26 protein-coding genes and 1 tRNA gene are annotated in these 26,405 nt (G+C 56.4%); 10 read left to right on the forward strand and 17 right to left on the reverse strand.

Features of this window, described 5'->3' with window-relative positions; all coding sequences use genetic code 11:
- Positions 1-618: 618 nt before the first annotated feature.
- The 3 genes from crl to gpt all read right to left on the reverse strand — a co-directional run bounded on the left by crl (position 619) and on the right by gpt (position 2,884).
- Entirely contained in the window at positions 619-1,017 is a 399-nt protein-coding gene (crl, locus tag HF679_RS13660) for a sigma factor-binding protein Crl (RefSeq protein ID WP_123755572.1), read from the reverse strand.
- 57 nt (positions 1,018-1,074) lie between these two features.
- Positions 1,075-2,319 carry an esterase FrsA gene (gene frsA, locus HF679_RS13665; protein ID WP_123755571.1) on the reverse strand — a complete coding sequence of 415 codons (1,245 nt, stop codon included), beginning with the start codon at positions 2,317-2,319 and terminating at the stop codon, positions 1,075-1,077.
- Positions 2,320-2,425: 106 nt separating this feature from the next.
- The gene (gene gpt / locus HF679_RS13670; protein ID WP_004858267.1) at positions 2,426-2,884 is read right to left on the reverse strand and encodes a xanthine phosphoribosyltransferase; all 459 of its coding nucleotides are present in this window, start codon (positions 2,882-2,884) and stop codon (positions 2,426-2,428) included.
- Between the two features lie 257 nt (positions 2,885-3,141).
- Between gpt and pepD the strand changes: the two genes are divergently transcribed.
- The gene (gene pepD, locus HF679_RS13675; RefSeq protein WP_123755570.1) at positions 3,142-4,599 is read left to right on the forward strand and encodes a cytosol nonspecific dipeptidase; all 1,458 of its coding nucleotides are present in this window, start codon (positions 3,142-3,144) and stop codon (positions 4,597-4,599) included.
- Between the two features lie 34 nt (positions 4,600-4,633).
- Here pepD and HF679_RS13680 read toward each other — a convergent pair whose 3' ends face one another.
- The 9 genes from HF679_RS13680 to HF679_RS13720 all read right to left on the reverse strand — a co-directional run bounded on the left by HF679_RS13680 (position 4,634) and on the right by HF679_RS13720 (position 12,342).
- Complete coding sequence (locus HF679_RS13680; RefSeq protein WP_154143574.1) at positions 4,634-5,089, reverse strand: GNAT family N-acetyltransferase; 456 nt, start codon at positions 5,087-5,089, stop codon at positions 4,634-4,636.
- 2 nt (positions 5,090-5,091) lie between these two features.
- Positions 5,092-6,147: a DNA polymerase IV gene (gene dinB / locus HF679_RS13685; protein WP_187042131.1), complete on the reverse strand. Its 1,056-nt coding sequence runs from the start codon at positions 6,145-6,147 to the stop codon at positions 5,092-5,094.
- Positions 6,148-6,282: 135 nt separating this feature from the next.
- The gene (gene nqrM, locus HF679_RS13690; RefSeq protein WP_174510492.1) at positions 6,283-6,498 is read right to left on the reverse strand and encodes a (Na+)-NQR maturation NqrM; all 216 of its coding nucleotides are present in this window, start codon (positions 6,496-6,498) and stop codon (positions 6,283-6,285) included.
- Between the two features lie 2 nt (positions 6,499-6,500).
- Positions 6,501-7,724 carry an NADH:ubiquinone reductase (Na(+)-transporting) subunit F gene (gene nqrF, locus HF679_RS13695; RefSeq protein WP_123755566.1) on the reverse strand — a complete coding sequence of 408 codons (1,224 nt, stop codon included), beginning with the start codon at positions 7,722-7,724 and terminating at the stop codon, positions 6,501-6,503.
- A gap of 11 nt (positions 7,725-7,735) precedes the next feature.
- A complete protein-coding gene (gene nqrE, locus HF679_RS13700; RefSeq protein ID WP_123755565.1) occupies positions 7,736-8,332 on the reverse strand; it encodes an NADH:ubiquinone reductase (Na(+)-transporting) subunit E in 597 nt (198 codons plus the stop codon).
- Positions 8,333-8,338: 6 nt separating this feature from the next.
- A complete protein-coding gene (locus tag HF679_RS13705; protein ID WP_123755564.1) occupies positions 8,339-8,977 on the reverse strand; it encodes an NADH:ubiquinone reductase (Na(+)-transporting) subunit D in 639 nt (212 codons plus the stop codon).
- Positions 8,970-9,764, reverse strand: a complete 795-nt coding sequence (locus HF679_RS13710) for a Na(+)-translocating NADH-quinone reductase subunit C (RefSeq protein ID WP_123755563.1) — start codon at positions 9,762-9,764, stop codon at positions 8,970-8,972. Before HF679_RS13710 ends, HF679_RS13705 begins: the two co-directional genes overlap by 8 nt.
- Complete coding sequence (locus tag HF679_RS13715; protein ID WP_123755562.1) at positions 9,757-10,995, reverse strand: NADH:ubiquinone reductase (Na(+)-transporting) subunit B; 1,239 nt, start codon at positions 10,993-10,995, stop codon at positions 9,757-9,759. Before HF679_RS13715 ends, HF679_RS13710 begins: the two co-directional genes overlap by 8 nt.
- 3 nt (positions 10,996-10,998) lie before the next feature.
- A complete protein-coding gene (locus HF679_RS13720; RefSeq protein ID WP_123755561.1) occupies positions 10,999-12,342 on the reverse strand; it encodes a Na(+)-translocating NADH-quinone reductase subunit A in 1,344 nt (447 codons plus the stop codon).
- 412 nt (positions 12,343-12,754) lie between these two features.
- Between HF679_RS13720 and dpaA the strand changes: the two genes are divergently transcribed.
- Complete coding sequence (gene dpaA, locus HF679_RS13725) at positions 12,755-13,495, forward strand: peptidoglycan meso-diaminopimelic acid protein amidase (protein WP_123755559.1); 741 nt, start codon at positions 12,755-12,757, stop codon at positions 13,493-13,495.
- Here the strand turns inward: dpaA and HF679_RS13730 are convergent.
- The gene (locus tag HF679_RS13730; protein WP_123755558.1) at positions 13,466-14,233 is read right to left on the reverse strand and encodes a class II glutamine amidotransferase; all 768 of its coding nucleotides are present in this window, start codon (positions 14,231-14,233) and stop codon (positions 13,466-13,468) included. The genes dpaA and HF679_RS13730 overlap by 30 nt on opposite strands.
- Positions 14,234-14,360: 127 nt before the next feature.
- Entirely contained in the window at positions 14,361-14,942 is a 582-nt protein-coding gene (gene lpcA, locus HF679_RS13735) for a D-sedoheptulose 7-phosphate isomerase (RefSeq protein ID WP_123755557.1), read from the reverse strand.
- 237 nt (positions 14,943-15,179) lie between these two features.
- On the opposite strand from lpcA, the gene fadE reads away from it, so the two are divergent.
- The 7 genes from fadE to HF679_RS13770 all read left to right on the forward strand — a co-directional run bounded on the left by fadE (position 15,180) and on the right by HF679_RS13770 (position 24,132).
- On the forward strand, positions 15,180-17,624 hold the full coding sequence (fadE, locus tag HF679_RS13740; RefSeq protein ID WP_123755556.1) for an acyl-CoA dehydrogenase FadE: 2,445 nt from the start codon (positions 15,180-15,182) through the stop codon (positions 17,622-17,624).
- 152 nt (positions 17,625-17,776) lie between these two features.
- Positions 17,777-18,547 (forward strand): amidohydrolase, encoded by a 771-nt coding sequence (locus tag HF679_RS13745; RefSeq protein ID WP_174510491.1) that lies wholly within the window; start codon positions 17,777-17,779, stop codon positions 18,545-18,547.
- A gap of 389 nt (positions 18,548-18,936) precedes the next feature.
- Positions 18,937-20,064, forward strand: a complete 1,128-nt coding sequence (locus HF679_RS13750) for an AI-2E family transporter (RefSeq protein WP_123755555.1) — start codon at positions 18,937-18,939, stop codon at positions 20,062-20,064.
- Positions 20,054-21,577 carry an efflux transporter outer membrane subunit gene (locus HF679_RS13755; RefSeq protein ID WP_123755554.1) on the forward strand — a complete coding sequence of 508 codons (1,524 nt, stop codon included), beginning with the start codon at positions 20,054-20,056 and terminating at the stop codon, positions 21,575-21,577. Before HF679_RS13750 ends, HF679_RS13755 begins: the two co-directional genes overlap by 11 nt.
- Positions 21,574-22,668, forward strand: coding sequence for an HlyD family secretion protein (locus tag HF679_RS13760; protein WP_123755553.1), 1,095 nt, complete (start codon positions 21,574-21,576; stop codon positions 22,666-22,668). Before HF679_RS13755 ends, HF679_RS13760 begins: the two co-directional genes overlap by 4 nt.
- A gap of 8 nt (positions 22,669-22,676) precedes the next feature.
- Positions 22,677-23,705: a DUF2955 domain-containing protein gene (locus HF679_RS13765; protein WP_187042132.1), complete on the forward strand. Its 1,029-nt coding sequence runs from the start codon at positions 22,677-22,679 to the stop codon at positions 23,703-23,705.
- Between the two features lies 1 nt (position 23,706).
- Positions 23,707-24,132 carry an ion channel gene (locus HF679_RS13770; protein WP_123755551.1) on the forward strand — a complete coding sequence of 142 codons (426 nt, stop codon included), beginning with the start codon at positions 23,707-23,709 and terminating at the stop codon, positions 24,130-24,132.
- Positions 24,133-24,206: 74 nt separating this feature from the next.
- Here the strand turns inward: HF679_RS13770 and HF679_RS13775 are convergent.
- Positions 24,207-24,283 (reverse strand) — tRNA-Asp (locus HF679_RS13775).
- A gap of 132 nt (positions 24,284-24,415) precedes the next feature.
- Positions 24,416-25,147 (reverse strand): DNA polymerase III subunit epsilon, encoded by a 732-nt coding sequence (dnaQ, locus tag HF679_RS13780; RefSeq protein ID WP_195723679.1) that lies wholly within the window; start codon positions 25,145-25,147, stop codon positions 24,416-24,418.
- Here dnaQ and rnhA point away from each other — a divergent pair.
- Positions 25,101-25,679, forward strand: coding sequence for a ribonuclease HI (gene rnhA, locus HF679_RS13785; RefSeq protein WP_187042133.1), 579 nt, complete (start codon positions 25,101-25,103; stop codon positions 25,677-25,679). The two genes, dnaQ and rnhA, sit on opposite strands and share 47 nt — an antisense overlap.
- Here the strand turns inward: rnhA and HF679_RS13790 are convergent.
- Positions 25,676-26,398 carry a class I SAM-dependent methyltransferase gene (locus tag HF679_RS13790; RefSeq protein ID WP_187042134.1) on the reverse strand — a complete coding sequence of 241 codons (723 nt, stop codon included), beginning with the start codon at positions 26,396-26,398 and terminating at the stop codon, positions 25,676-25,678. The two genes, rnhA and HF679_RS13790, sit on opposite strands and share 4 nt — an antisense overlap.
- Positions 26,399-26,405 lie beyond the last annotated feature (7 nt).

The following is a 26,405-nucleotide window of genomic DNA, read 5'->3' on the forward strand; positions in this document are numbered from 1 at the left end:
ACACATGAACCAAAAACAAAAACCATGCGCAAGCCCAACGTTGACTGCCAGATAAAATACCAGCAGTGCACTGCGCGGCAAGGGATATATCGTGATGTCAAACAAAATCAATGTTATGATGCCTTCAGATATTGCCAGGCTCAAGGCGTTTTCCTCATTAGGTAACCGAATATGAAAGATACAAATCTTGATATTATCCATAAAAGGATTCAAAACATTGAATCTCAAGTGCAAGACCTTGCTGACCTATTGACGCATGAATATGATCTAAATCCAGACTTTACGCTCGTAGAGATAGCTAAAATATATTCATGTCTACTTAACATTAGCGCAAAAATTTATGTCCAAAGACCGGACCTGGTTCCCAGTCATCTTAAAGAGACAAAATGGGATGAATACGAACCCAAATAATCTTCCATTTTCCTAATGGTGAAAAGACGACTGTAAACATGGCAGCCGAATTACTGAAATTATTCGTCCTGTTAGCATAGCGTCCAAAAGCCCTTCGGGGCTTTTTTACCTGTGTGACCCGTCCTGGATTGCGCGTTAAACAGGTAACGAACGCATAAAAAATCCACGCTACATAGCGTGGATTTTTTTCATGTAACCGTTAGCGCGTCAGGCACGGAGTCTGAGGGGCTCGCTCACGTCGTCGGCGGCTTCCAGCTTCAGGCTGAATGTCACCAGTAATGCTTTAGCCCGGTCGTGGAAATCAAGCAGCGTCTTCTCAAGCTTCTCTTTAACTTCAGGATCGTCGATCGCCTCCGGGCGCCAGACCCCTTCTTTATCGAACAAGCCAAACTGATAGCTGTAGGTGAAGCGCGATGCCTGTGCTTCCATCTCCATCCACCATCCCCAGAACTCGCGTTTCTCCGGCGCCGGTTTTACATTGACGCAGACTGCCAGGCAATCGAAAAAGAAGCGGTTGTCTTCACACTGCTCTTCGCGAATATAAGGGCCAAGAGCCGTGAATTTCTTAATCAGCTTACTCTTCAGGTGTCCACTTGGTAACGTCATTGCGATCTCCTTTAGTGATGCAACTGTTTTACCAAATCAATAAAATTTAGCAATATATTAACTAAATCTATCACTGATCCACCGGGCGATCTGCTGCAGAGCGCGATCGAAATTGTGATAAACGGGCTTGAATGGGATCTCAAGCAGTTTGCCATCGGCCGAAGACGACGTAATTAAACGCGATTCCTCTTCCGGGCTGAACGGATCGTTTTTCCAGAAGCCGGACAGCATCGGGGTCGGACAGCGGCGCCCAAGCAGTCCCTGGGTTTTTAGCGAATAACGGTTCAGCTCAACGCGCAACGCCTCATCAGACGCATCGTGCATTCCCAGTCGCGACGCCAGAACGTCCAGATACATTTCCGGCACCCGCCCCTGACGCAGCGGATCCACCAGCAGGCTGTGCACCACCGGGCCAAGGCAGGCCACCGCCTTCAAACGCTGGGGTTCCAGATAGCCCAGGCGGACGGCGACGTTGGCGCCAAAACGAAAACCAAACGCCGCCACCCGGGTATGATCGACCCACGGCACGTTCGGCAGATACTTCAGCACATGCTGGTGTAGCAGGCTGGTGTCCTGGGTCAGTTTCCATTTTGACGAGAAGCCAATCGAAGGCATATCCAGCGTCAGCATGGCGATGCCCAGTGGCGCAAAATATTTCTCATACAGGCTGTAGTAGTCGGTCTGAAGCGCATCCAGCCCGCCGCACATCAGAACCACCGGATACGGCCCCTCACCTTTCGGCATATGCAGGAAGCCGGTCACCGGCGCGCCGCCGGGCACAGGAAACTCCAGCTCACGCATCTCGCCCGGCAGGCGAAGCACCGCCTCTTCATAAGCGCGATTGGCCAGCGCCTGGGCCTGCTCGGCCAGTTCATCACCTTTAATATGCGGATAGGCAGCAATACTGTAGAGGTTCGACGCATGAAGCCAGTGGCGCCCGCTGAGGAGCGGATCGGCCTCCTGACTGGCGGCCTGCTGCCAAATCATCGCCTGCTTCGCCCACTCGAAGATCCAGTTCCCGCCGCGGTAGCCGACGACGGTATCGTAAAGGTCGGGATCGGTACGCTCGGCATCGCTCATCACAATGCGCGCCTGCACGTCGAGGATCTCCTGAGGAGTGACGCCGCGCCAGATCCACATCAGGCGGTTGATCAGACGATACCAGTGATCAACGTTGGCACCGTCGAGTGCGGACTGGATCGGCTGCTGCGAGCCCGAGGCAAACCGGCGCACCAGTGTAGAAGTTTCTGGATGTTTGAATCGAGGTTTAAACAGCGTTTCACTAAGGTTAGCTTGTGACATGTGCAGTCTCCATCGTGTTGCCACTCTGGTCATTGTAACCTGCATACGGCGAAAAAAAACCACGCCCGGCATAACCGGGCGTGGTAATTAGCATTTCGTTTGGAAATTAACGACCAGAGATCGGCGGTACGAACACCACGCCCATATCCCACGGTTGTTCAATCCAGGTATCCTGCGGAATATCAACAACATAATCATCAACCAGCGGACGACCAGCCGGTTTAGCGAAAATGGTGACAAAGTGAGCTTTTGGATACATTTCGCGAATGGCGACAGCAGTACCACCGGTGTCAACCAGGTCATCAATAACGATGAAGCCTTCACCATCACCTTCAGCGCGTTTCAGAACGGTCAGTTCGCGCTGGTTGTCGTGGTCGTAGCTGGAGATGCAAACGGTATCAACATGACGAATACCCAGTTCACGCGCCAGTAATGCGCCTGGTACCAGACCACCACGGCTGACGGCAATAATCCCTTTCCATTGTTCAGAAGGCATCAGACGATTGGCCAGTTTGCGGGCGTGAATCTGTAACATGTCCCAGGTGACGACGTATTTTTCGCTCATGTGAAGTGTCCCAGCCTGTGTAATACGGCTTAAATGATGTTCGAGGGGGAAAATGGTTGCGCGAGATTATAGAGATCTGACGCGCTAAAAACCAGTGTTAAGCGGCATTCGCGACGCTTTTTGCGCGGTTTACACTACCAGTCGCCGTGGAAAGTGGTATTCTCAACCCCACTGCGCAAGCCTGCGCTTGTTGTACTTTTTATTGCTAACCCTCGACCTGTAAAAGATTTTTGCAGGCGATCGTAAGGAGACTCATCGTGTCTGAATTGTCTCAATTATCCCCGCAACCGCTATGGGATATTTTTGCCAAAATCTGCTCCATTCCCCATCCGTCCTATCACGAAGAACAACTCGCTGAACACATCATGGGCTGGGCAAAAGAAAAAGGCTTACACGCAGAACGCGACCAGGTTGGCAACATTCTGATTCGTAAGGCTGCCACTGCCGGTATGGAAAACCGTAAACCGGTGGTCCTGCAGGCGCACCTCGATATGGTGCCGCAGAAAAACAACGATACCGTTCACGACTTCACCAAAGATCCTATCCAGCCGTACATCGACGGCGAGTGGGTCAAAGCGCGCGGCACCACCCTGGGCGCGGATAACGGCATCGGTATGGCGTCCGCGCTGGCGGTGCTGGCTGATGACAGCGTGGTCCACGGCCCGCTGGAAGTACTGCTGACCATGACCGAAGAAGCCGGCATGGACGGCGCGTTCGGTCTGCAGGCTAACTGGCTGCAGGCAGACATCCTGATCAATACCGACTCTGAAGAAGAGGGCGAAATCTATATGGGTTGCGCCGGCGGTATCGACTTTACATCGAACCTGGCCCTGACCCGTGAAGCGATTCCGGCAGGCTTCCAGAGCTTCAAGCTGACCTTAAAAGGGCTGAAAGGCGGCCACTCCGGTGGTGAAATTCACGTCGGTCTGGGCAATGCCAACAAGCTGCTGGCCCGCTTCCTCGCCGGTCATGCACAAGAACTGGACCTGCGCCTGGTGGATTTCAACGGCGGTACGCTGCGTAACGCCATTCCGCGTGAAGCTTTCGCCACCCTCGCCGTGGCGGCTGACCAGGTACAGCACCTGACCGCGCTGGTGAATACCTACCAGGATATCCTGAAAAATGAGCTGGCGGCGAAAGAGAAGAACCTGGTGCTGCTGCTGGATGCGGTCACCAACGATAAAGCCGCGCTGACGGCGGCGTCCCGCGATGGCTTTGTCCGTCTGCTGAACGCCACGCCAAACGGCGTGATCCGTAATTCCGACGTGGCCAAAGGGGTGGTAGAAACCTCTCTGAACGTCGGTGTTGTGACCATGACCGATGACAACGTTGAGATCCACTGCCTGATCCGCTCGCTGATCGACAGCGGCAAAGACTATGTCGTCAGCATGCTGGATTCACTGGGTAAACTGGCCGGAGCCAAAACCCAGGCGAAAGGCGCCTACCCTGGCTGGCAGCCGGATGCTAACTCACCGGTGATGCATCTGGTGCGTGAAACCTACCAGCGCCTGTTTAACAAAACCCCGAACATCCAGATTATCCACGCGGGGCTGGAATGCGGTCTGTTCAAAAAACCGTACCCGGAAATGGACATGGTCTCTATCGGGCCAACCATTACCGGTCCGCACTCCCCGGATGAGCAGGTGCATATCGAAAGCGTGGGCCAGTACTGGACGCTGCTGACGGAACTGCTGAAAGCGATTCCGGCAAAATAAGTTTTACCTGCGTCAACCTCGCCCGGATGAACGTTTATCCGGGCGACCTCACCTTCTCCATTCGGTAATTGATCAACGTCTCCCCGCGAACCTCCACGTGCTGCTGTTCCACCACCCTGAATCCATGACGCTCAAAAAACGGTTTGGCCGTGATGCTCGCCTCCACCGTCAGCGTACCGGACGGGATCTGCGCAGAAAGTGTCTCGAGTAACCGGCTGGCAATGCCCTGACGGCTATGGTCCGGGGAAACGAACAGTAAATCGATATAGTGGTCCACGGCGGTAATAAACCCTACCGGCTGCTGGTCAAGCAACGCCACCCATACCTGAGATTGCGCCATTTTTTGCCGCCAGCGCGCCTCATCCACCTGCGCCCAGGCGGCAATCTGCGGTGGGGAATAATCCTCGCTGGCGGCCTGTTGAATCGCCCGTAGAAACAGGGCGCACAGCGCCGCAAAGTCGTTTTCCTGATACAGCCTGATCGTCAGCATCGTTATAATCCTAATACCAGCTGTCGCTCGAGCTGCGGGTCGAGCAACGTGACGTGTAATCCCACCAGCCTGACCCCGCGGCCGCCCCGCCGCTCATGCCAGGCTTTATGGGCCGTTGAAATGAGATCGGCTTTGTTCAGCCGCGGCCAGACATGTTCCTGGGTGGTCAGCTGAAAATCATTAAATTTCAGCTTCACTCCCTGACGGGCGATCAGCAGGTCCGGTTTGACCTTCACCAGCCGCCGTTCCAGCTCCAGGTAGAGGTTTTCGATGATCGCCTCGCAATCGGCCCACTCATGAATGTCCTCCATCAGGGTACGCTCAACGCCCACCGATTTACGCTGCCGGGTATTGTTGATCTCGCGCTCGTCGATTCCCTGGCTGCGCTCCCACAGGATACGACCAAGTTTGCCAAAGCGCTGGAGCAGCATTGCCAGGTCGCTTTTCTGGACATCTTCGCAGGTACGCAACCCCATGCCTTCCAGCTTCGCGGCCGAGACCTTCCCCACTCCGGGGATCTTCGCCAGCGGCAGCGTGCGCACAAATTCTGCGACCTGATGCGGCGCAATCACAAACTGGCCGTTGGGCTTATTCATGTCGGAGGCAATCTTGGCTAAAAATTTGACCGGCGCGATCCCGGCGGAGGCGGTCAGCTGGAGTTCGTCGAAAATGGTCCGGCGGATCTCTTCGGCCATCAGCGTGGCCGAGCCCTGACAGTGAAGGCTGTCACTGACGTCGAGATAGGCTTCATCCAGCGACAGCGGTTCAATCAGCGAGGTGTAGCGTGAGAATATTTCGCGAATATGCGATGACGCGGCCTTGTAGGCATCAAAGCGGCCGGGCAGCAGCGTCAGATGCGGGCACAGTTTGAGGGCCATCGCGGTAGGCATGGCGCTACGCACGCCAAATTTACGCGCCGGATAGTTAGCCGTACTGATAACGCCGCGCTGTACCCGGCTGCCGCCGATGGCGATCGGGATATCCCGTAGCGCCGGGTTGTCACGCATCTCGACCGCCGCAAAGAAGCAGTCCATATCGACATGAATGATTTTACGCATAGTGAGCCCCCACTTACCACTGGACAAGTATACAGCATAAATGAGGTGAATGAGAAGTGTACGAGGATCGCGCTGACATAAAGAAAATGCCCGGCATCGCTATGCGCTGCCGGGCATCAGGGGAGCAAGAGACGCTTAGAGGATACGGTTTTGCTGGCGTTGCGCCTCGCGGGCCAGGCGTTTTTTACGCGCATCGCACGGCTCAGGGCAATCACACACCTTTTCGATTCCCAGCGCAGTGATACCGCCACAGCTGCCCTGGATGCTTTTACGCTTGATCAGATACCCCAGAGACATCCCGAGGATCACCAGCGCGAAAATCACAAAGGTTGCCACAAACACCGTCAACATCATCAACCTCCAAAGTCATCCAGCATGATGTTTTCATCCTCAACGCCAAGATCTTTCAGCATCTTGATCACCGCGGCATTCATCACCGGCGGCCCGCACATATAGAACTCGCAGTCTTCCGGGGCCGGGTGATCGCGCAGGTAGTTTTCATACAGCACGTTGTGAATAAAGCCGGTATGGCCGTTCCAGTTGTCTTCCGGCAGCGGGTCGGACAGAGCAACGTGGAAGGTGAAGTTCGGATTCTCACGGGCCAACTGTTCAAACTCGTCATCGTAGAACATTTCACGCAGCGAACGCGCACCGTACCAGAAGCTGATTTTACGCTTACTGTGCAGCCGTTTCAGCTGGTCGAAAATATGCGAACGCATCGGCGCCATACCCGCACCGCCGCCGATAAAGACCATTTCAGCGTCGGTGTCTTTGGCAAAGAACTCGCCAAACGGCCCGGAAATCGTCACCTTATCACCGGCTTTCAGCGACCAGATATACGAAGACATAATCCCCGGCGGGGCGTCCGGAACCTTCGGCGGCGGCGTGGCGATACGCACGTTAAGCATAATGATGCCTTTCTCATCCGGGTAGTTCGCCATGGAGTAGGCGCGCAGCGTCGGCTCTTTGACGTCGGAAACGTAGCGGAACAGGTTGAATTTATCCCAGTCAGAACGGTACTCGTCCGGCACATCGAAGTCCGCGTAGGCCACTTTGTGCGACGGGCACTCAATCTGGATATAGCCACCGGCGCGGAACGGAACGGCTTCGCCATCCGGTACCCGCAGCTTGAGCTCCTTAATGAAAGTTGCTTTGTTATCATTCGAGATAACTTCACACTCCCATTTTTTCACCCCGAAGATCTCTTCCGGCAGCTCGATCTTCATGTTTTGTTTTACCGCGACCTGGCAGGCCAGACGACAGCCCTCTTTCGCCTCACGCTTGGTAATGTGGGACAGTTCAGTAGGCAGGATATCGCCGCCGCCCTCTTTTATCGTCACCCGGCACTGGCCACATGAACCGCCGCCGCCGCAGGCTGAAGAGACGAAGATGCCGTTGCTGGACAGCGTGTTCAGCAGCTTATCGCCCGCCGGGGTACGGATCTGTTTATCCGCTTCATTGTTGATTTCAATGACCACATCACCGGCGTTGACCAGCTTCGATCGCGCCACCAGGATCAGCCCCGACAACACCAGCACGATCAGCGTGAACATCACTACGCCAAGAATAATTTCCATACTTTCCGCCCTTATAGCTGCACACCGGAGAATGACATAAAGCCCAGCGCCATCAGACCCGTGGTAATAAAGGTGATCCCTAACCCGCGCAGACCGGCGGGCACATTTGCGTACTTCATTTTTTCACGAATGCCCGCCATCGCGACAATGGCCAGCATCCAGCCGATGCCGGAACCGAAGCCGTAGACGATGGATTCAGGGAAGTTGTAGTCACGCTGCACCATAAAGGAGACGCCGCCGAAGATGGCGCAGTTCACGGCGATCAGCGGTAAGAAGATCCCCAGCGCGTTGTACAACGCCGGGAAATACTTATCGAGGATCATCTCCAGAATCTGCACCAGCGCGGCGATAACGCCGATGAAGGTGATAAAGTTCAGGAAGCTGAGATCGACACCGTCCGCCAGCGCGCCGTCGCGCAGCACCAGGTTGTAGACCAGATTGTTGATCGGCACCGCCAGCCCCAGCACCACCGTGACGGCAACGCCCAGGCCAAACGCCGTAGAGACCTTTTTCGACACCGCAAGGAAGGTACACATCCCGAGGAAGAAGGCCAACGCCATATTCTCAACAAACACGGCGCGCACAAACAGGCTAATGTAATGAGCCATAATCGGTTACTCCTTTTCCTGCTGTTCAGGCTTCCAGCTACGCAGCGCCCAGATCAGCAGACCGATAATGAAAAACGCGCTCGGCGCCAGCAAAAACAGCCCGTTTGGCTGATACCAGCCCCCGTTCTGTACCGTTTCCAGCACGGTGATACCAAACAGCTTGCCGCTGCCGATAAGCTCACGCAGGAAGCCAACAATCATCAGGATCGCGCCATAACCGAGGCCGTTGCCGATACCGTCCATAAAGCTGGCCATCGGCGGCGACTTCATGGCATAGGCTTCCGCACGCCCCATCACGATACAGTTGGTGATGATCAGCCCGACAAACACCGACAGCTGTTTGGAGATCTCATAGGCAAAAGCGCGCAGCAGCTGATCGACCACGATAACCAGCGAGGCAATAATGGCCATCTGCACAATGATGCGCACGCTGTTGGGAATATGGTGACGGATCATGGAGATAAACATGCTGGAGAACGCCGTTACCAGCGTCACCGCGATGGTCATCACAAATGCGGTCTCAAGCTTAGTGGTCACCGCCAGTGCGGAACAGACGCCCAGCACCTGCAATGCAATCGGGTTATTCGCGACGAGCGGCCCGACCAGCACCCGCTTCATCTCTTTCATTTCGCCCTGTTCAGCCATTATTCAGCACCCCCTCACGAACCTTTTTCAGGAACGGGCCAAAACCCATTTCGCCCATCCAGAAATCAAAGCTATGCTGCACGCCATTTGAGGTCAGCGTCGCACCGGACAGCCCGTCAACGGCGTGAATATCACCCGCTCGTGCTCCGCCTTTCACCACTTTCAGCGCAGGGTGACCGTTGTCATCCAGCGCCTGCTTGCCGACGAACTGCTGGCGCCAGTTCGGGTTTTCGACTTCGCCCCCGAGCCCCGGCGTTTCGCCCTGATCGTAATAAGTGATGCCTTTAACCGTGCGGCCATCGGTGTCCATCGCGACGAAAGCGTACATCATCGACCACAGACCATTGCCGTAGACCGGGAGCACCACTTCCTGAACCTGCTGCTTTTCATCGCGCACCAGGTAAATTTCCGCCAGATTGCTGCGGCGCTTAATCCCAGCCGGATCCTGGCTGGCATCAAGCGCGATACTTTGCTCCGGGTCTTTCAGCGCCTGCGACTGATTAAATTTACCCGGGTCCTGATCCAGCAGCTCGCCGGTGGTTAAATTCACCAGCCGCGGGGAGATTCGGGCAGCAAAGACGGCGGCCACTTCATCTGTAGTCATGTCCGGTTTCATCAACCCGGAGACCGCCAGAATGTTGCGTTGTTTATCCAGCGCGCGCTGCTCCTGCTGACGCGACTTCAGGCCAACCGCAGAGCCGGCGACCACGATAGAGCAGACCAGGCAAAGCACCAGCACCACCAGCAGCGTTTTGCCGATGCTATCGTTACTTTTTTTCTCAGCCACGCGATTTCCTCCGCTTAATATTGGCCTGCACCACCAGGTAATCAAACAGCGGCGCAAAGAGGTTGGCGAAGAGGATCGCCAGCATCATCCCTTCCGGATAGGCCGGGTTGACCACGCGGATCAGCACGCACATCACGCCGATCAGCAGGCCATAGCTCCATTTCCCTTTATCGGTAAATGACGCCGACACCGGGTCTGTCGCCATAAACATCATGCCGAAGGCGAAACCGCCCAGCACCAGGTGCCAGTACCACGGCATGGAAAACATCGGGTTAGTAGACGAGCCAATGAAATTGAACAGCGTCGCCGTGGCGATCATGCCAATCATGACCCCGGCGACGATGCGCCAGGAGGCGATGCGTCCGAAAATAATAATCGCCCCACCGATCAGGATCATCAGCGTCGACACTTCACCGATAGAGCCGGGAATATTGCCCAGGAAGGCGTCCATCCAGCTAACGGGTTGGCCGCTGGTGACATTCACTAACGCCTCGCCGCCGCCGCTCGCCCACTGGGACAACGGCGTCGCACCGGAGAAGCCATCCGCCGCGGTCCACACCAGATCACCGGAGATTTGCGCCGGATAGGCGAAGAACAGGAACGCACGCCCCGCCAGCGCCGGGTTGAGGAAGTTACGCCCGGTACCGCCGAAAATTTCCTTGGCGATGACAACACCGAAAGTAATCCCCAGCGCCGCCTGCCACAGCGGCAAGGTTGGCGGAACAATCAGGGCGAACAGAATCGAGGTGACGAAGAAGCCTTCGTTGATCTCGTGCTTACGCACGATAGCAAACAGCACTTCCCAGAACCCACCGACCAGGAATACCGTGATATAGACCGGGAAGAAAAACACCGCGCCCAGCGTCATCATGCTGAGCCAGCCTGCGTCTGCGCTGAAGCTTACCCCCAGCCACTGGGCCACGCTGTAGTGCCAGTTGTTGGCGATAACCTGCTGCAGCTGTTCCGCGCCGTACAGTTTGTCCAGCGCCGGAATAGTTTGCAGGCCGACGTTGTACATCCCCCAGAACATGGCCGGGAACACCGCAAACCAGACCAGAATCATCATGCGCTTGAGGTCGATGGCATCGCGGACGTGCGCCGCCCCCCGGGTCACCTGGCCTGGGGTATAGAACAGCGTCGCCGTCGCTTCGAACAGCGGGTAGTATTTTTCCAGCTTACCGCCATGTGTAAAGTGCGGCTCAATTTTGTCGATCAGTTGCTTCAAGCCCATCACTTATCCTTCCTGCTCAATCTGGGTTAACACGCTACGCAGCGCCGGGCCATATTCATACTTGCCGGGGCAGACGTAAGTGCACAATGCCAGATCTTCTTCATCCAGCTCCAGGCAGCCCAACGCCTGCGCGCTGTCGGTATCACCCGCCAGCAGGTCACGCAGCAATATGGTGGGCAGAATATCCAGCGGCATTACTCGCTCATAGTTGCCAATCGGCACCATGGAGCGCTCGCCACCGTTGGTATCGGTCGAGAAGTTGAACAGCTTGTGCTTGAGGAAATGGCCAAGCGTGGTGCGGGTAATCGAGAATTTGTCTTTGCCTGGCATCACCCAGCCAAACAGCTCTTTTTCTCGGCCCTCTTTGACCACGCTCACCTGCAGGTGGAAGCGGCCAAGGAACGCATGCGGCCCCTGTGCGCGGGTCCCGCTCAGAACCGAGCCTGAAATAACGCGGTTCTCGCCGTCGAGCAGCTCCCCTGCCAGCAGTTCATCAAGGCTCACGCCGCAGCAGGTTTTTATCAGCCGCGGCTCTTTGACCTGCGGACCGCCAAGCGCAATTACCCGCTCGCTGGAGAGCTCCCCTTCAAGGAACAGCCGGCCGATGGCGATCGCATCCTGATAATTCAGGTGCCAGACCTGCTTTGTCAGGCTGACTGGCTCAAGGAAATGGATATGGGTGCCCGCCAGCCCCGCCGGATGCGGCCCGGCGAACTGGTTAAAGGTCACCTGCCCCGAGCGGTGGCCGCCAAGCTTGCCGCCGCTGGCCTGGCAAACATGCACTTTGCCGTCCGTCAGGCTCGCCAGCAGGGTGAGGCCGGCGTCGAAGGCTTCGCGCTGGGCGAAAATAATCGGTTGAGGATCGGCGGCCAGCGGGTTGGTATCGATGGCGGTAACGAATATCGCCGCCGGAACGCTGTTCGGTGCCGGGGTTTTACTGAACGGACGCGTCCGCAGCGCGGTCCACATCCCGGAAGTCAGCAGCTGCTGCTGCACCGTTTCCCGCGACAGCCCGGCAAGATCGTCAGGCGCATAACGGGGGAACTGAACGGCATCGTCGCCGTCAACATCGATCACAATGGATTGCAGAACCCGGCGCTCGCCGCGATGGATGGCGCTAATCACGCCAGCGGCTGGCGCGGTAAAGCAGACGCCGGGATTCTTTTTGTCCTCGAACAGCGTCTGCCCTTTTTGCACCCGGTCACCTTCACGGACGGCTAATGAGGGACGCATGCCGACGTACTCTTCGCCCAACAGCGCGACGCGTTTGACCGCAACCTGAGAAGTTATCTGCTGTGATGGCATGCCAGCTATGGGCAAAGTCAGCCCTTTCGTGATTTTAATCATATCGTTAGCAGGTATCCGTAACCTAAACCCCGGTATCAGACCGAGGCCAGCAACATTGATGGGAAATCAGAGAAATAAGGAGAAGCGTGGTCCTGGCGATTCACAAGACGGGAGAGAAGCATCCTTTCTTACCCTGATCGTTAAGCGGGGGAAGTGTAACATTTCATACGTACCTGCTGTAGATAAACTGTGACAGCGTAGCTACAAAATGAGACATGTTGCGCAAAGTTCTGACTGCGCTTTCATCCGGGATTAGTTATAAAGGGGAACTAAATTGTAAAAGCAGCAACGCTGCGCTTGCGAAAAACTGCCGTGATGCTAATGTGAGCGCTCTAAATCCAGACAAGTCTGATTTCGGGTTTCTCTTGCCGTCCTGGCAATATTGTTTTTGGTTTATCAAGGAACATGCAGTATGCGCAAAATCGCATTGTTTATTGCGATGCTTCTGTTGCCGTGCGTTTCATTTGCTGGGTTACTCAGCAATGGTGGCTCGACGACGCCGGTTAGCAAAGAATATAAGCAACAATTGATGGGCTCCCCGGTTTACATCGAGATCTTCAAAGAAGAGCGCATGCTCGATCTTTACGTCAAAATGGGTGAAACCTACCAGCTCCTCGATAGCTACCGAATCTGTAACTATTCCGGTGGTCTTGGGCCGAAACAGCGTCAGGGCGACTTCAAAAGTCCTGAGGGTTTTTACAACATCACACGCGGCCAGCTCAAACCGGATAGCCGGTTCTATAAAGCGATTAATATCGGCTTCCCAAACGCCTACGATCGCGCGCATGGTTATGAAGGCAAGTACCTGATGATTCACGGTGCCTGTGTGTCGGTGGGTTGCTATGCCATGACCGATGACGGTATTGACGAGATTTTCCAGTTTGTCACCGGCGCGTTAGTGTTTGGCCAGTCAAACGTCCAGGTCAGCATTTATCCTTTCCGCATGACCAACGCCAATATGGAACGCCATAAATACTCTTACTTTGCCGATTTCTGGAAACAGCTGAAGCCAGGCTACGACTATTTCCAGCAAACCCGCAAACCACCGGTTATCTCGGTGATGGATGGCCGTTACGTGGTAAGCAAACCGCTTAGCCATGAAGTTATCCAGCCGCAGCTGGCATCAAACTACACGGTCCCCCAGGCAAAATAACGCCCACTCGCCTGGCATGATTTTATTCCAGGTCTCATTGCCGGTCAGCGGCTGAGTCGCGATAACAGAGACCACATCGTTCGGTGTGGTCTCTCGCTGAAAATCGATTTCCACATCCTGATCCAGCAGCGTGGCCACGCCAAACGGCGCGCGCCGCGTAATCCAGTACAGGTTCGTTGAGCAGAACGCCATCACGTATCGCCCATCCGACAGCAGCATATTGAATACGCCTTTTTCCCGCAGCGTACCCGCCAGCGTAGCGATGTAACTGAACGCTTCAACCATGTCATCCGGCGTCCCCGAATAACGCTCCGTGAGGCAGTGCAGTAACCAGCAAAACGCTTTTTCGCTGTCGGTTTCCCCTACCGGCTGAAGGTTGCCCGTTTCCAGGGATTCATAACCTTCTAACTGGCCGTTATGCGCATAGGTCCAGTTGCGACCCCACAGTTCACGGGTAAAGGGATGGGTATTTTCCAGCGCGACAATACCGCGGTTTGCCTGACGAATATGGGCAATCACCGAGCATGATTTGATGGGATAGTCTTGCACCAGTTTCGCGATGGGCGACTGGAAGCTTGGCTGAGGATCTTTGAATGTACGACAGCCTTTACCTTCATAGAAGGTGATACCCCAGCCATCTTTATGCGGGCCGGTTCCGCCACCGCGCTGGACCAGCCCGGTAAAGCTAAAACAAATATCTGTGGGCACATTCGCGCTCATCCCGAGCAATTCGCACATACATCACCTCATACCACGCAGCTTACACACAAAAGGGCGGGTTCTTTCCATCCGGATGCGGCCAGGCTTGTTGCCCGTTAGCGGCCAACAGCACTGCCCGCAAGAGCATGGCGAACCCACTCGCCTTTTAAGCTTTAACCATCTCTTTTTCGATCAGCATGATCAGAATATGGATCACTTTGATGTGAATTTCCTGAATGCGATCGGCATAACCAAAATGCGGCACGCGGATTTCAACATCGGCGGACCCGGCCATTTTGCCACCGTCTTTGCCGGTCAGGGTGATGACTTTCATCCCCTGCGCACGCGCCGCTTCAATGGCCTTGATAACGTTGCCGGAGTTACCGGAAGTGGAGATCCCCAGCAGTACATCGCCGGAGCGACCCACGGACTCGACGTAGCGGGAGAAAACGTACTCATAGCCAAAATCGTTACTGACGCAGGACAGGTGGCTGACGTCTGAAATCGCAATCGCCGGGTAGCCAGGGCGATTCTCACGATAGCGCCCGGTCAGTTCTTCCGCAAAGTGCATCGCATCGCAGTGGGAACCGCCGTTACCGCAGGAAAGGACTTTACCGCCGGCCTTAAAGCTATCTGCCAGCAGTACCGCAGCACGCTGAATCGCGTGGATATTAGCGTCATCCTGCAGAAAGTTAGCCAGCGTTTCCGCTGCTTCGTTCAGTTCGTTACGAATAAGATCCTGGTACATGAGGATAATCCTTCAGTATGAGTGGAATAACCCTGGCAGTGTACCGGATAGCCGGCGAGGCGAGAAGCAGCAGGCAGCGTAATCCACCGTGCTTTTGATTTTACGTGCCGCTTTTACGAACAACAATGTGAGCGAGGTTGTAATTATTTTGTAAACACATTGCTAAAGAGAATCACATCCACTACAACCATATCATCACAAGTGGTCAGACCTCCTACAAGACAGGGGCATTTCTCTATGATGATTTTGAGTATTGTTGCAACCGTTGTTCTGCTCGGTGCGCTGTTCTACCACCGGGTCAATCTCCTGCTGAGCAGTGCGATTTTGCTTGCCTGGACCGCGGCGCTCAGCGTTGCCGGCCTGTGGAATATCTGGCTGCTGTTGCCGCTGGCAATTATTCTGCTGCCGTTTAACTTTGCGCCAATGCGCAAATCACTGTTCTCGGCGCCGGCATTCCGGGCGTTCCGCAAGGTCATGCCGCCGATGTCACGGACCGAGAAAGAAGCCATCGATGCCGGGACCACCTGGTGGGAAGGCGACCTGTTCCGCGGTACGCCGGACTGGCAGAAGCTGCACAACTATCCGCAGCCGCGTCTGACCGCTGAAGAGCAAGCGTTCATCGACGGTCCGGTCGAAGAAGCCTGCCGCATGGCGAACGACTTCGAAATCACCCACGAGCTGGCCGACTTACCGCCGGAGCTGTGGGCCTATCTGAAAGAGCATCGCTTCTTTGCGATGATCATTAAAAAAGAGTACGGCGGCCTGGAATTCTCCGCTTACGCTCAGTCTCGCGTGCTGCAAAAGCTCTCCGGCGTTTCCGGCATTCTGGCGATTACCGTCGGCGTACCGAACTCCTTAGGCCCGGGCGAACTGCTGCAACATTACGGCACCGACGAGCAGAAAAACCACTATCTGCCGCGTCTGGCACGTGGTCAGGAAATTCCGTGCTTTGCCCTCACCAGCCCGGAAGCGGGTTCTGATGCTGGCGCCATCCCGGATACCGGCGTGGTCTGCATGGGCGAATGGCACGGCGAGCAGGTGCTGGGTATGCGCCTGAGCTGGAACAAACGCTATATCACCCTCGCGCCTATCGCCACCGTGCTGGGGCTGGCGTTTAAACTTTCTGACCCGGACCGCCTGCTCGGCGGCGAAGAGGAGCTGGGCATCACCTGCGCCCTGATCCCTACCACCACCCCAGGCGTTGAAATCGGCCGTCGCCACTTCCCGCTGAACGTCCCGTTCCAGAACGGTCCGACTCAGGGTAAAGACATTTTCGTCCCTATCGATTACATCATCGGCGGCCCGACCATGGCCGGTCAGGGCTGGCGGATGCTGGTCGAATGCCTGTCCGTTGGACGCGGCATCACCCTGCCGTCGAATGCTACCGGCGGGCTGAAATCCGTCGCCATGGCGACCGGGGCCTATGCCCACATTCGTCGTCAGTTCAAAATTTCCATCGGTAAAATGGAAGGTATTGAAGAGCCTCTGGCACGTATTGCCGGTAACGCCTACGTCATGGATGCCGCCGCATCCCTGATCACCTACGGCATTATGCTCGGCGAAAAACCGGCGGTGCTGTCGGCTATCGTGAAGTATCACTGTACTCACCGTGGACAGCGCTCGATCATCGACGCGATGGATATCACCGGCGGGAAAGGCATCATGCTCGGCGAAGGTAACTTCCTGGCCCGTGCCTATCAGGGGGCGCCGATCGCCATCACCGTGGAAGGGGCCAACATTCTGACCCGCAGCATGATGATCTTCGGCCAGGGGGCGATTCGTTGCCATCCGTATGTGCTGGATGAAATGGCCGCCGCGCAGAACAATGACGTGACGGCTTTCGACAAGCTGCTGTTTAAGCACATCGGCCATGTCGGTAGCAATAAAGTCCGTAGTTTCTGGCTGGGGCTGACCCGCGGGCGCACCAGCAGCACCCCGACTCGCGATAGCACGCGTCGTTACTACCAGCACATGAACCGTCTGAGCGCCAACCTGGCGCTGCTGTCCGACGTTTCCATGGCGGTACTTGGCGGCAGTCTGAAGCGTCGCGAACGTATTTCTGCCCGTCTGGGTGATGTTTTGAGCCAGCTCTATCTCGCCTCGGCGGTGCTGAAACGCTATGACGATGAAGGCCGCAATGAGGCCGATCTCCCGCTGGTTCATTGGGGCGTTCAGGATGCACTGTATCAGGCAGAACAGGCCATTGATGAACTGCTGAAAAACTTCCCGAATCGTCTGGTGGCCGGTGCCCTGCGCCTCGCTATCTTCCCGACCGGTCGCCACTATCAGGCGCCGTCCGATAAGCTGGACCATAAGGTAGCAAAAATTCTGCAGGAACCGAGCGCTACCCGTTCTCGCATCGGTCGTGGTCAGTACCTGACGCCGGACGAGCACAACCCGGTTGGTCTGCTGGAAGCCGCGCTGCTGGATGTGATGGCCGCCGATCCGATTCATCAGCGTATCTGTAAAGAGCTGGGCAAAAACCTGCCGTTTACGCGCCTCGATGAGCTGGCTCGCAACGCGCTGGCCAAAGGATTAATCGATCAGGATGAAGCCAACACGCTGACCCGTGCGGAAACCAGCCGTCTGCGCAGCATTAACGTTGACGATTTCGCCCCTGAGGAGTTAGCCACCAGGCCGGTAAAGCAGCAACAGCAGTTCCGTAAGACTGAAGCAGCATAAAATAAGACACTAACCACATCACGAGCACCACCAGGGCGGGGGATTTCCCCCGCCTTTTTTCATTTTTTTAACAAAAAATTCCGCAAGATATCGAGAGACTGATATGGTGTTAAAATTACCCTGATGCCCTAATGATGATGGAGTTCACCACTGTGCCTGGCCTGAAAATTACGTTGTTACAACAACCGCTGGTATGGATGGATGGTCCAGCCAACCTGCGCCATTTCGACCGTCAGCTGGAAGAGATTACCGGACGTGACATCATTGTTTTACCGGAAATGTTCACCACCGGATTTGCCATGGAGGCCGCAAAGCAGTCGATGCCGCAACACGAGGTGGTTGACTGGATGCAGGCCAAAGCGGTGCAAACCAACGCCCTGATTGCCGGCAGCGCCGCCCTGCAAACCGAACGCGGCCCGGTCAACCGTTTCCTGCTGGTAACCCCTGACGGCACCCTCCACTTCTATGATAAACGTCACCTGTTCCGCATGGCCGAAGAGCATCATCATTATGAGGCGGGCAACGAGCGGGTGGTGTTTGAATGGCGCGGCTGGCGGATTCTGCCGCTGGTCTGTTATGACCTGCGTTTCCCGGTATGGTCGCGTAACCATAACGACTATGATTTAGCGCTCTACGTTGCCAACTGGCCAGCCCCGCGCTCGCTGCACTGGCAGTCCCTGCTGGTGGCTCGCGCCATCGAGAATCAGGCCTACGTTGCCGGCTGCAACCGCGTCGGCACGGATGGCAATGGTCACCACTACCGTGGTGATAGCCGTATTATCAGCCCACAAGGTGAAATTCTGGCTACCGCAGATCCCCATCAGGCCACCCGCCTGGATGCCGAACTGTCACTGACGGCGCTGAAAGAGTATCGCGAGAAATTTCCTGCCTGGCAGGACGCGGATCCGTTTACCCTGAACTGATCCCCCGCATCCCCCCGCTGGCCGGGGGGAAACCACCATATCACCACTCCCCTGCCCGGCATTTTTCTTCCCCGGCGACAACAATAATAAAATTCAAGTTGCATAAAGGCGGCAAGGCCGTGCATCCCCAGGATGCTTACACAGGTAAGTGACTGGGGTGCGCGGGTACCGCCAACACCTATGCAGCTTGAAGTATGACGGGTATAAATAATATTTTTCTGGACGGATTATTTCTGTTCTACACTCATTAAGTGGATAAAATTCAACAAGAACGTGCCCCATTTTTCATGACTTTCAGTTTTTTTTAAAATGATTCCATCTCAGTCCAGGTCCGGCTTTGCCCCTGGCCGGCTCGGTTGTGCGCGCATGCTCAGCGAGAAAAAACCATTATGGAAAATAATAATCTGCTTATTGTTGAAAAAAGACTGGTTGCCCGTTTTATGGATATGTTCATCCGCTTTGGACTTATCCTGGCATTAGCCTCCTTCTGCTATACCGTATTTTCACCGTTTATTAATATGATGTTGTGGGCGGTGATCCTGGCGGTCACGCTCTATCCGCTGCACCAGTATTTTGCCGTGAAGCTGGGCGGGAAACAGGGCTGGGCCTCGACGCTGATTGTGCTGCTCGGCATTGTATTGATCGTCGCGCCAACGGTGCTGATGATTAGCTCCCTCGTCGAGAGCGCCAGCACGATGATCGATAAACTTAGCGGTCAATCCTTCGCCGTTCCGCCACCGCCTGAAAAAGTCGCCACCATACCTATCGTCGGGGAAAAAATAAGTGCGTTGTGGTTGAAAGCCTCCAGCGATCTGCCGGGGCTGATTAGCAACTACCGCACTCAAATCGGCGACGTCGCCAAAGGCATCCTCAGCGTGCTTGCCAGCATGGGCGGAGGCATCCTGGGCTTTATTCTCTCGTTTATCGTGGCCGGTATCATCATGGCGTGGGGCGCTGCCGGTGCGAACAGTGCCAGACGCATTGCCATCCGCCTGACGGATGAGAGAAAGGGCCAGTCATTAGTGAAATTGTGCTCCAGCACCATTCGCGCGGTGGCCCAGGGCGTCATCGGCGTCGCGCTGATCCAGGCGCTGCTGGTGGGCGTGCTGATGATCGTGGCGGGCATTCCGGCGGTGGGGATCTTCTTTGTGCTGGCGCTGATCCTTGGGATCGCCCAGATTCCGGTGATTCTGGTGACGGCACCGGCCATCGCTCTGATGTGGAGCTTCGGCGATCACGGCACCGTCATGGATATCGTCTATACCGTTTTGCTGATTATTGCCGGGATGGCCGATAACGTGCTGAAGCCTCTGATGCTCGGGCGCGGCGTGGATGCCCCGATGCCGGTGGTGCTGCTCGGCGCCTTAGGGGGGATGGCCGCCAGCGGTATTCTTGGGATGTTTATTGGCGCGACCTTGCTCTCTCTTGGCTACCGTATCTTCATGTCCTGGGTCGACGACGGGCAGATTGCCGATAGCCAGACCGTCGTCATACCGGACGACAAAGATGCCCCGTGACGGCCATGCCAGGCGCCTCCTGTACACCGGAGGCGCCTGCCTTCTCATCAGCGCATGCACGACGCTGGGACCCGACTATCATCCGCCGAAAACGCCGGAGCTGACGCAATGGCAGCCGGCGACCCAGCGGGTCACCTCCCGCTCAACCTACGCCGATTACGCCCAGTGGTGGACTCAGCTCAACGATCCAACCCTGACGGCGCTGATCAACGAGGCCTTGCGCAAAAACCCGGATGTGAAAATCGCCGGTTTGCGCCTGCTTGAATCCCGGGCGCAGCTGGGTATCGCGGAGAGTTTACTGGGGCCGCAGGCGACGATCGCCAGCGGCGATCTGCTTCGCACCGGGCAGCAACGCTCAGGCGATTACCGCTCGGGAAGTCGCTACAGCGCCGGCGTTAACCTCGGGTGGGAAATTGACTTCTGGGGCAAGTTTCAGCGCGGCGTCGAGTCCGCTGACGCCAGCTATTTTGCCACCCTCGCACAATACGACGATATTCAGGTGCTGATGGCCGCCCAGGTGGCACAATGGTACGTCAATATCCGCATGCTGGAAGCCCGGCTGCAAATTACCCGCAGCAACGCGAAGATCCAGCAGCGCAGTCTGCAGATCACCGAACGGTTATTCCTCAGCGGCAACAGCGCTGAGCTGGACGTCCAGCAGGCAAAAACGCAATACCTCTCGACGCTCTCCACCCTTCCCCAGTTGGAAACCGCCCTGGCGCAAAGTCAGAATGCCCTGGGCGCGCTACTGGCACGTAAACCGGGCCCGCTGCCTGAGATGGCAACCCGGACCGGCGAGATCCCGCTGGGAGAACTCGCTTTAGTCTCCGAAATTCCGGCCGATCTGCTGCGTCGTCGCCCCGATGTCAGGGCTGCGGAACGTCAGCTGGCTGCCCAGTCGGCGCTGATCGGCGTCGCGGAAAGCGATCTTTACCCGTCGATTTCGCTAATCGGCAGCGTCGGGATCAGCGGGCAAACGCAGACCAATAGCACGCTGAGCTGGGCGGTCGGGCCGACCTTCAGCTGGAACCTGCTGGATCGCGGCAGGCTCGGCAATCAGGTGCTGGTGCAGGATGCCCGCTTTCTTCAGCTTCACGAACGCTATCGCGATACCGTCTTTCAGGCCGCCCGCGAGGTCGATGATGCGGCCATTGCCTACGCCAATGATAAAGATGAGATCGCCTTGCTGATCCAGACGGGGAGCGCCGCCAGCCGCTCTCTGGCGATTGCCAACACGCAATACCGTGAGGGAATGGCCGATTTTCAGCGCGTGCTCGATTCGCAGCGCGCGCTGTTCAACCAACAAGAACGCCTGGTCAGCAGCCGCGGCGCGGCGATGCGCGACCTGATAGCCCTGTATAAAGCGCTGGGCGGCGGATGGGAAAAAGGGCGAGAGCGCCCGCTCGTCGATGCCGAAACTGAATCGCACCTGCGCCAACGTGATAACTGGCTGCCGCTGCTGAATACCCCGCTTCCTTCCGCCACCGCCCCTACAGAAGGTTTTTCGCCATGAATGCCTCATCCTCTTCAGCGGGCCGGGCCAGCCGCCGCACGGCTATCGGCCTGGTTATCCTGATCGTGTTGCTCTTGTGCGGATATTTAGTCACCGACAGGCTGACGCCCTATACCTCCCAGGCCAGGGTCCAGGCCTTCGTGATCCCGGTGGCGGCAGAAGTCACCGGGCAGATCAAGAAGGTCTATGTTCGGGACAATCAGCGGGTTAGCGCAGGTGAGCCGTTATTTGAAATTGACCCAGAGCCTTATGATATCGCCCTGGCGCGGGCGCGCTCGGACTACACCACGGTGCTCAGTTCGGTGAAAGCCGGCAACCAAAGCGTCGTGGCGGCAGAGGCCGGTCTGCAGGCCGCCACCACCGCTTATCAGAATGCCGCCAAAGATGCCGAGCGCCAGGAGCGACTCTACCGTGAAGACCCCGGCACCATTTCCGTACGCCGCCTCGAAATTGCCCAGGCCACCCGGGAGACCGCCCGCAGCCAGATGGCCGCCGCGAGCGCCGACGTGCGTCGGGCCATCGAAGCCGCTGGCGCTGCCGGAGATGACAACTCGCAGCTGTTAAGCGCCGTCGCAACGGTTCGTAAAGCCGAGCTGGACCGCAAAAAAAGTACCGTACTCGCCGGCAGCGGCGGGCTGATTACCGATTTACGCAGCGAAGTCGGCCAGTTTGTGGGAGCCGGCGCCCCGGTCATGACGCTGATCGCCATCAATGATGTCTGGATCAACGCCGACATGACCGAAAATAATCTCGGACACATCCGGCCCGGTAACGAGGTGGCTATTCTGCTCGACAGCATGCCAGGGCAGCTTTTCAAAGGGGAGATCGTCAGCATCGGCTATGGCGTCAATGCCTCACAAACCCAACCGGCTGGCGTGCTCCCCACGGTGGAGAACAACCGCGACTGGCTCCGCCAGGCGCAACGCTTTCCGGTCAAGATAGCTTTCGTCAGCAATGATATGCCCCCGTCCACCAGCCTGCGGGTTGGCGGGCAGGCCGATATTGTGGTGTACACCAGCACCAACTGGTTGCTCAACGCTCTGGGCTCGCTCTATATCCGCCTGATGAGCCTGTTCTCCTGGCTCTATTAAGGTGAATCATGCATAACGCAGACCGCGCAGTACTGAGGATTGGCGGAGGTAGCGCAGTGGCGGCGCTGGTCTGCTTCGCCAGCGCGCTACCTATGCCGCACCTCGGCTGTATCATGGCCTGGATTGTGCTGTGCCAGGGGAAACCATTGCCGCTGAAAAAGGGCATCGTCATCGGCTGTGCGCTGATCGTCACCATGGTGGGCGGCGTTCTGATGGTGCCACTGCTCACCTATTATGCCTTGCCCGCCGTCCTGCTCACGGCGCTGTTGCTGTATCAGCTTATGATCATGGGGTTGAGCGGCAAGACCACGCTGTCGATGCTGCTGGTGGTGGCGGTCGCAATCATTCCTGTCGCCGGGCTGGCCGATCAGGCTCTGGCGATCGGTCTGGCGCAGATGCTGGGGATCGGCTTTATTACCGGGACGCTGGTTAATGGCCTGGCGGTAGCGCTATTCCCCCCGCGGCCACAGCCTGATTCGGCTCCGCCCGCCCCGGCATCCCCGGCGGTCAGCGCAGTACACCCCAGAGCATTACGTGCGGTGATAATTGTGCTGCCGGTGTGGCTGCTGGCATTGAGTCACCCGACGTTTTATATCCCGGCGGTGATGAAAACCGTCATGCTGGCACAGCAGGCGACGACGCTTGAGACAAAGGCATCGGGAAAAGAACTGGTGCTGTCAACGCTACTGGGGGCGCTACTGGCGCTGGGGTTATGGTTCGGCCTTAGCCTCTGGACATCGCTGCTGATGCTGGTCCTCTGGCTGGGGCTGGCAAGTCTGTGGGTCGCCCGCCGTCTGGTACGCCTGGCCGTGAGCCGCTTTCCCCCCTCTTTCTGGAGTAACGTCTGGATAACCGCGCTGATCCTCTTCGGCCCGGCGATCCAGGATAGCGCCTCCGGCAAGGATGTCTGGACCGCTGCCGCCATGCGTTGCGCACTGTATATCATCATCGCGCTGTATGGCTGGGCCTGTATCGCCCTCCTGGAACGCTGGCGTCCTCTGCCCTCCCCTTCAACAGCACCGCATCCTGGAGAGTAATATGTTGCTTCCGCTGCTGACGGGCATGCCCGTCATTCTGTGTAATATGCTTCTGCAATCGCTGGTTTCCGTGTGGTGTATCCGCTTTTATCTCAAGCGGTTTCAGCGCAAAGAGGGGTTATTTGCCGGGGTACTGGCGCTCTTTGGGACGATCATCATTATTTTGATGGGCAATCTGCTGCAAATTTTGCTGTGGGGAGTCTTGTTTGTCTGGCTGGGCGAGTTTCCGACGCTGCTGGAGGCGGTGTATCACTCCGGCGTTAATTTTGCGACGCTGGGGTACGGCGATGTGGTCATGAGTGTCAGATGGAAACTGCTGGGCCCGCTGGAGGCGGTCAACGGCGCGCTGATGATCGGTCTGTCCGGCGCCTGTATGCTGGCGGTGATGCAGCATCACATTCGTAAGCAGTTGAAATATATGAAATGAGATTGATGAATTCAGGTATCAGGGACTGAAACGACGAAAGCCTGAATCATTGCTGATTCAGGCTTTCTGAATAGTGGCGGAACGGACGGGACTCGAACCCGCGACCCCCTGCGTGACAGGCAGGTATTCTAACCGACTGAACTACCGCTCCACTTACTGTTCCCTTGGGAACGAGGCGAATATTACGGATTCCCCGTAATCTCGTCAACGCTTTTTCTACACTTTTGAATCGGTTGCTGCAAAAATCGCCCGACAGATGATTTTTACAGCATTTTCCAGTGCATCAGGCACGCCACAGGCAGCTTCCGCCTTTCTTCTGCACCAGATCGAGTCGGGATTCGTGGTTTACGATCTCGTCATCGGTGGCATAAACGACGCGCAATTTACTGGCCGCACGGACAACCCGCTGTATTCCCATTTCACCGGCCTGCTGCTGCCCCTCGCCTTCCATTGAAAATGCCATGGTCGTCTGACCACCGGTCATCATCAGATACACGTCGGCCAGGATCTGGGCATCGAGTAATGCCCCGTGCAGCGTTCGCTTGCTGTTGTCTATTTCATAGCGGGAGCATAACGCGTCAAGGCTGTTACGCTTGCCGGGGAACATTTTCCGCGCCAGCGCGAGGCTATCGGTGACTTTGCAGAAGGTGTTTGTTTTCGCAATACCGCGATTCAGCTTGCTGAATTCATAATCCATAAAGCCGATATCAAACGATGCGTTATGGATGACCAGCTCCGCGCCGCGGATATAGTCCATAAACTCGTCGGCCACATCCGCAAACAGCGGTTTATCCATCAGGAATTCGTCGGCGATCCCGTGGACGCCGAAGGCTTCCGGATCCACCAGCCGGTCCGGCTTCAGATAAACATGGAAATTGTTCCCGGTGAGGCGGCGGTTAATCACCTCCACCGCACCGATCTCAATGATCTTGTGTCCCTCGTAGTGCGCACCGATCTGGTTCATACCAGTGGTTTCAGTATCGAGAACAATCTGTCGTGTAATTGCAGTGCTCATATCGGTCATTTATGTCAGACTTGCCGTTTATCTATCGATATCAATTACAGGAAGTCTACCAGAGATGCTTAAACAGGTAGAAATTTTCACCGATGGTTCATGCCTGGGAAATCCAGGACCTGGCGGCTACGGTGCGATTTTACGCTATCGCGGCAAGGAAAAAATTTTTAGTCAGGGCTATCACCTCACCACCAATAACCGAATGGAGATGATGGCGGCGATCGTCGCGCTTGAAGCGCTGAAAGAACAGTGCGAAGTCATCCTCAGTACCGACAGCCAGTACGTGCGCCAGGGAATTACCCAGTGGATCCACAACTGGAAAAAGCGCGGCTGGAAAACCGCCGACAAAAAACCGGTCAAGAATGTCGATCTGTGGAAACGCCTGGATACCGCGCTCGGCCAGCATCAAATCCGCTGGGAATGGGTCAAAGGCCACGCCGGACACCCGGAAAATGAGCGCTGTGATGAGCTGGCGCGGGCAGCCGCCTCCAGCCCGACTCAGAGCGATGTTGGCTACCAGCCGGAAAGCTAATTCTGCCCGTTACGCCACTGCCGTGTGGCGCCGACCGTCTGGCGCAGTTGGGTTTTTGCCTTCCCTGATTTCATCGGGTTTAAGGTCAACGGGATGGTACGTTTACGGGCAATAATGAGCTGCAGACAGCCAAGCGCCGGCAGGTGCGCGCTGAGCAGCTTGCCGCCGTGCCGGGACCAGGGCAGAACCTGATAGCGACCATAGTGCAGCACTTCAAAATTCAGCAACGCCAGCCAGTCCAGCTGGCGGGTTAGCGTAAACATCCTGCTGTTATAAGGCGTGGCTTTACGTAATACCGGCATCGCCTTGCGCAACCCCATCAGGCTCACGGGGTTAAAACCGGTCAAAATCATCCAGCCATCATCAATCAGCACCCGGTCAGCTTCGCGCAACAGTCGGTGCGGATCGTTGCACCACGGCAGCGTGTGCGCCAGCAGGCAGGCATCCACCGACTTTTCAGCAAAGGGCAGATGGAGCGGATCGGCCTGCACCTGCATCGGGTTACCCTGCAGGGAGACATTAACCTGATGAGAGATCGCGCAGGATTCCGTGTTGATTTCAGCGCTCAGATTGCCAATCTTAAGTAAATGAAAGCCATATAATTTAGCCAGCCACGGTTTCATCTGCCGTTCCAGCGATTCGCGATAGTACTCGCCCCAGGGCATACTCGACCAATGCTCTGGCGCTGTGACAGTCTGAGGTATCCTTGCCGGCTTCATCGCCACC

Source organism: Enterobacter sp. JUb54 (genome assembly GCF_014298075.1).
GTDB lineage: Bacteria > Pseudomonadota > Gammaproteobacteria > Enterobacterales > Enterobacteriaceae > Klebsiella > Klebsiella lignicola.

Bases quoted from the DNA above. Each gene is read 5' to 3' on its own strand.
- HF679_RS13755 (WP_123755554.1), top strand. From the start codon at position 20,054: ATGCCCCGTGACGGCCATGCCAGGCGCCTCCTGTACACCGGAGGCGCC.
- dpaA (WP_123755559.1), top strand. From the start codon at position 12,755: ATGCGCAAAATCGCATTGTTTATTGCGATGCTTCTGTTGCCGTGCGTT.
- nqrM (WP_174510492.1), bottom strand. From the start codon at position 6,498: ATGTTGACGGTGTTTGTGGCAACCTTTGTGATTTTCGCGCTGGTGATC.
- HF679_RS13790 (WP_187042134.1), bottom strand. From the start codon at position 26,398: ATGAAGCCGGCAAGGATACCTCAGACTGTCACAGCGCCAGAGCATTGG.
- HF679_RS13705 (WP_123755564.1), bottom strand. From the start codon at position 8,977: ATGGCTGAACAGGGCGAAATGAAAGAGATGAAGCGGGTGCTGGTCGGG.
- crl (WP_123755572.1), bottom strand. From the start codon at position 1,017: ATGACGTTACCAAGTGGACACCTGAAGAGTAAGCTGATTAAGAAATTC.
- gpt (WP_004858267.1), bottom strand. From the start codon at position 2,884: ATGAGCGAAAAATACGTCGTCACCTGGGACATGTTACAGATTCACGCC.
- HF679_RS13765 (WP_187042132.1), top strand. From the start codon at position 22,677: ATGCATAACGCAGACCGCGCAGTACTGAGGATTGGCGGAGGTAGCGCA.
- frsA (WP_123755571.1), bottom strand. From the start codon at position 2,319: ATGTCACAAGCTAACCTTAGTGAAACGCTGTTTAAACCTCGATTCAAA.
- HF679_RS13750 (WP_123755555.1), top strand. From the start codon at position 18,937: ATGGAAAATAATAATCTGCTTATTGTTGAAAAAAGACTGGTTGCCCGT.
- HF679_RS13770 (WP_123755551.1), top strand. From the start codon at position 23,707: ATGTTGCTTCCGCTGCTGACGGGCATGCCCGTCATTCTGTGTAATATG.
- lpcA (WP_123755557.1), bottom strand. From the start codon at position 14,942: ATGTACCAGGATCTTATTCGTAACGAACTGAACGAAGCAGCGGAAACG.
- dinB (WP_187042131.1), bottom strand. From the start codon at position 6,147: ATGCGTAAAATCATTCATGTCGATATGGACTGCTTCTTTGCGGCGGTC.
- HF679_RS13760 (WP_123755553.1), top strand. From the start codon at position 21,574: ATGAATGCCTCATCCTCTTCAGCGGGCCGGGCCAGCCGCCGCACGGCT.
- HF679_RS13730 (WP_123755558.1), bottom strand. From the start codon at position 14,233: ATGTGCGAATTGCTCGGGATGAGCGCGAATGTGCCCACAGATATTTGT.
- HF679_RS13720 (WP_123755561.1), bottom strand. From the start codon at position 12,342: ATGATTAAAATCACGAAAGGGCTGACTTTGCCCATAGCTGGCATGCCA.
- HF679_RS13715 (WP_123755562.1), bottom strand. From the start codon at position 10,995: ATGGGCTTGAAGCAACTGATCGACAAAATTGAGCCGCACTTTACACAT.
- HF679_RS13680 (WP_154143574.1), bottom strand. From the start codon at position 5,089: ATGCTGACGATCAGGCTGTATCAGGAAAACGACTTTGCGGCGCTGTGC.
- dnaQ (WP_195723679.1), bottom strand. From the start codon at position 25,147: ATGAGCACTGCAATTACACGACAGATTGTTCTCGATACTGAAACCACT.
- nqrE (WP_123755565.1), bottom strand. From the start codon at position 8,332: ATGGCTCATTACATTAGCCTGTTTGTGCGCGCCGTGTTTGTTGAGAAT.
- fadE (WP_123755556.1), top strand. From the start codon at position 15,180: ATGATGATTTTGAGTATTGTTGCAACCGTTGTTCTGCTCGGTGCGCTG.
- nqrF (WP_123755566.1), bottom strand. From the start codon at position 7,724: ATGGAAATTATTCTTGGCGTAGTGATGTTCACGCTGATCGTGCTGGTG.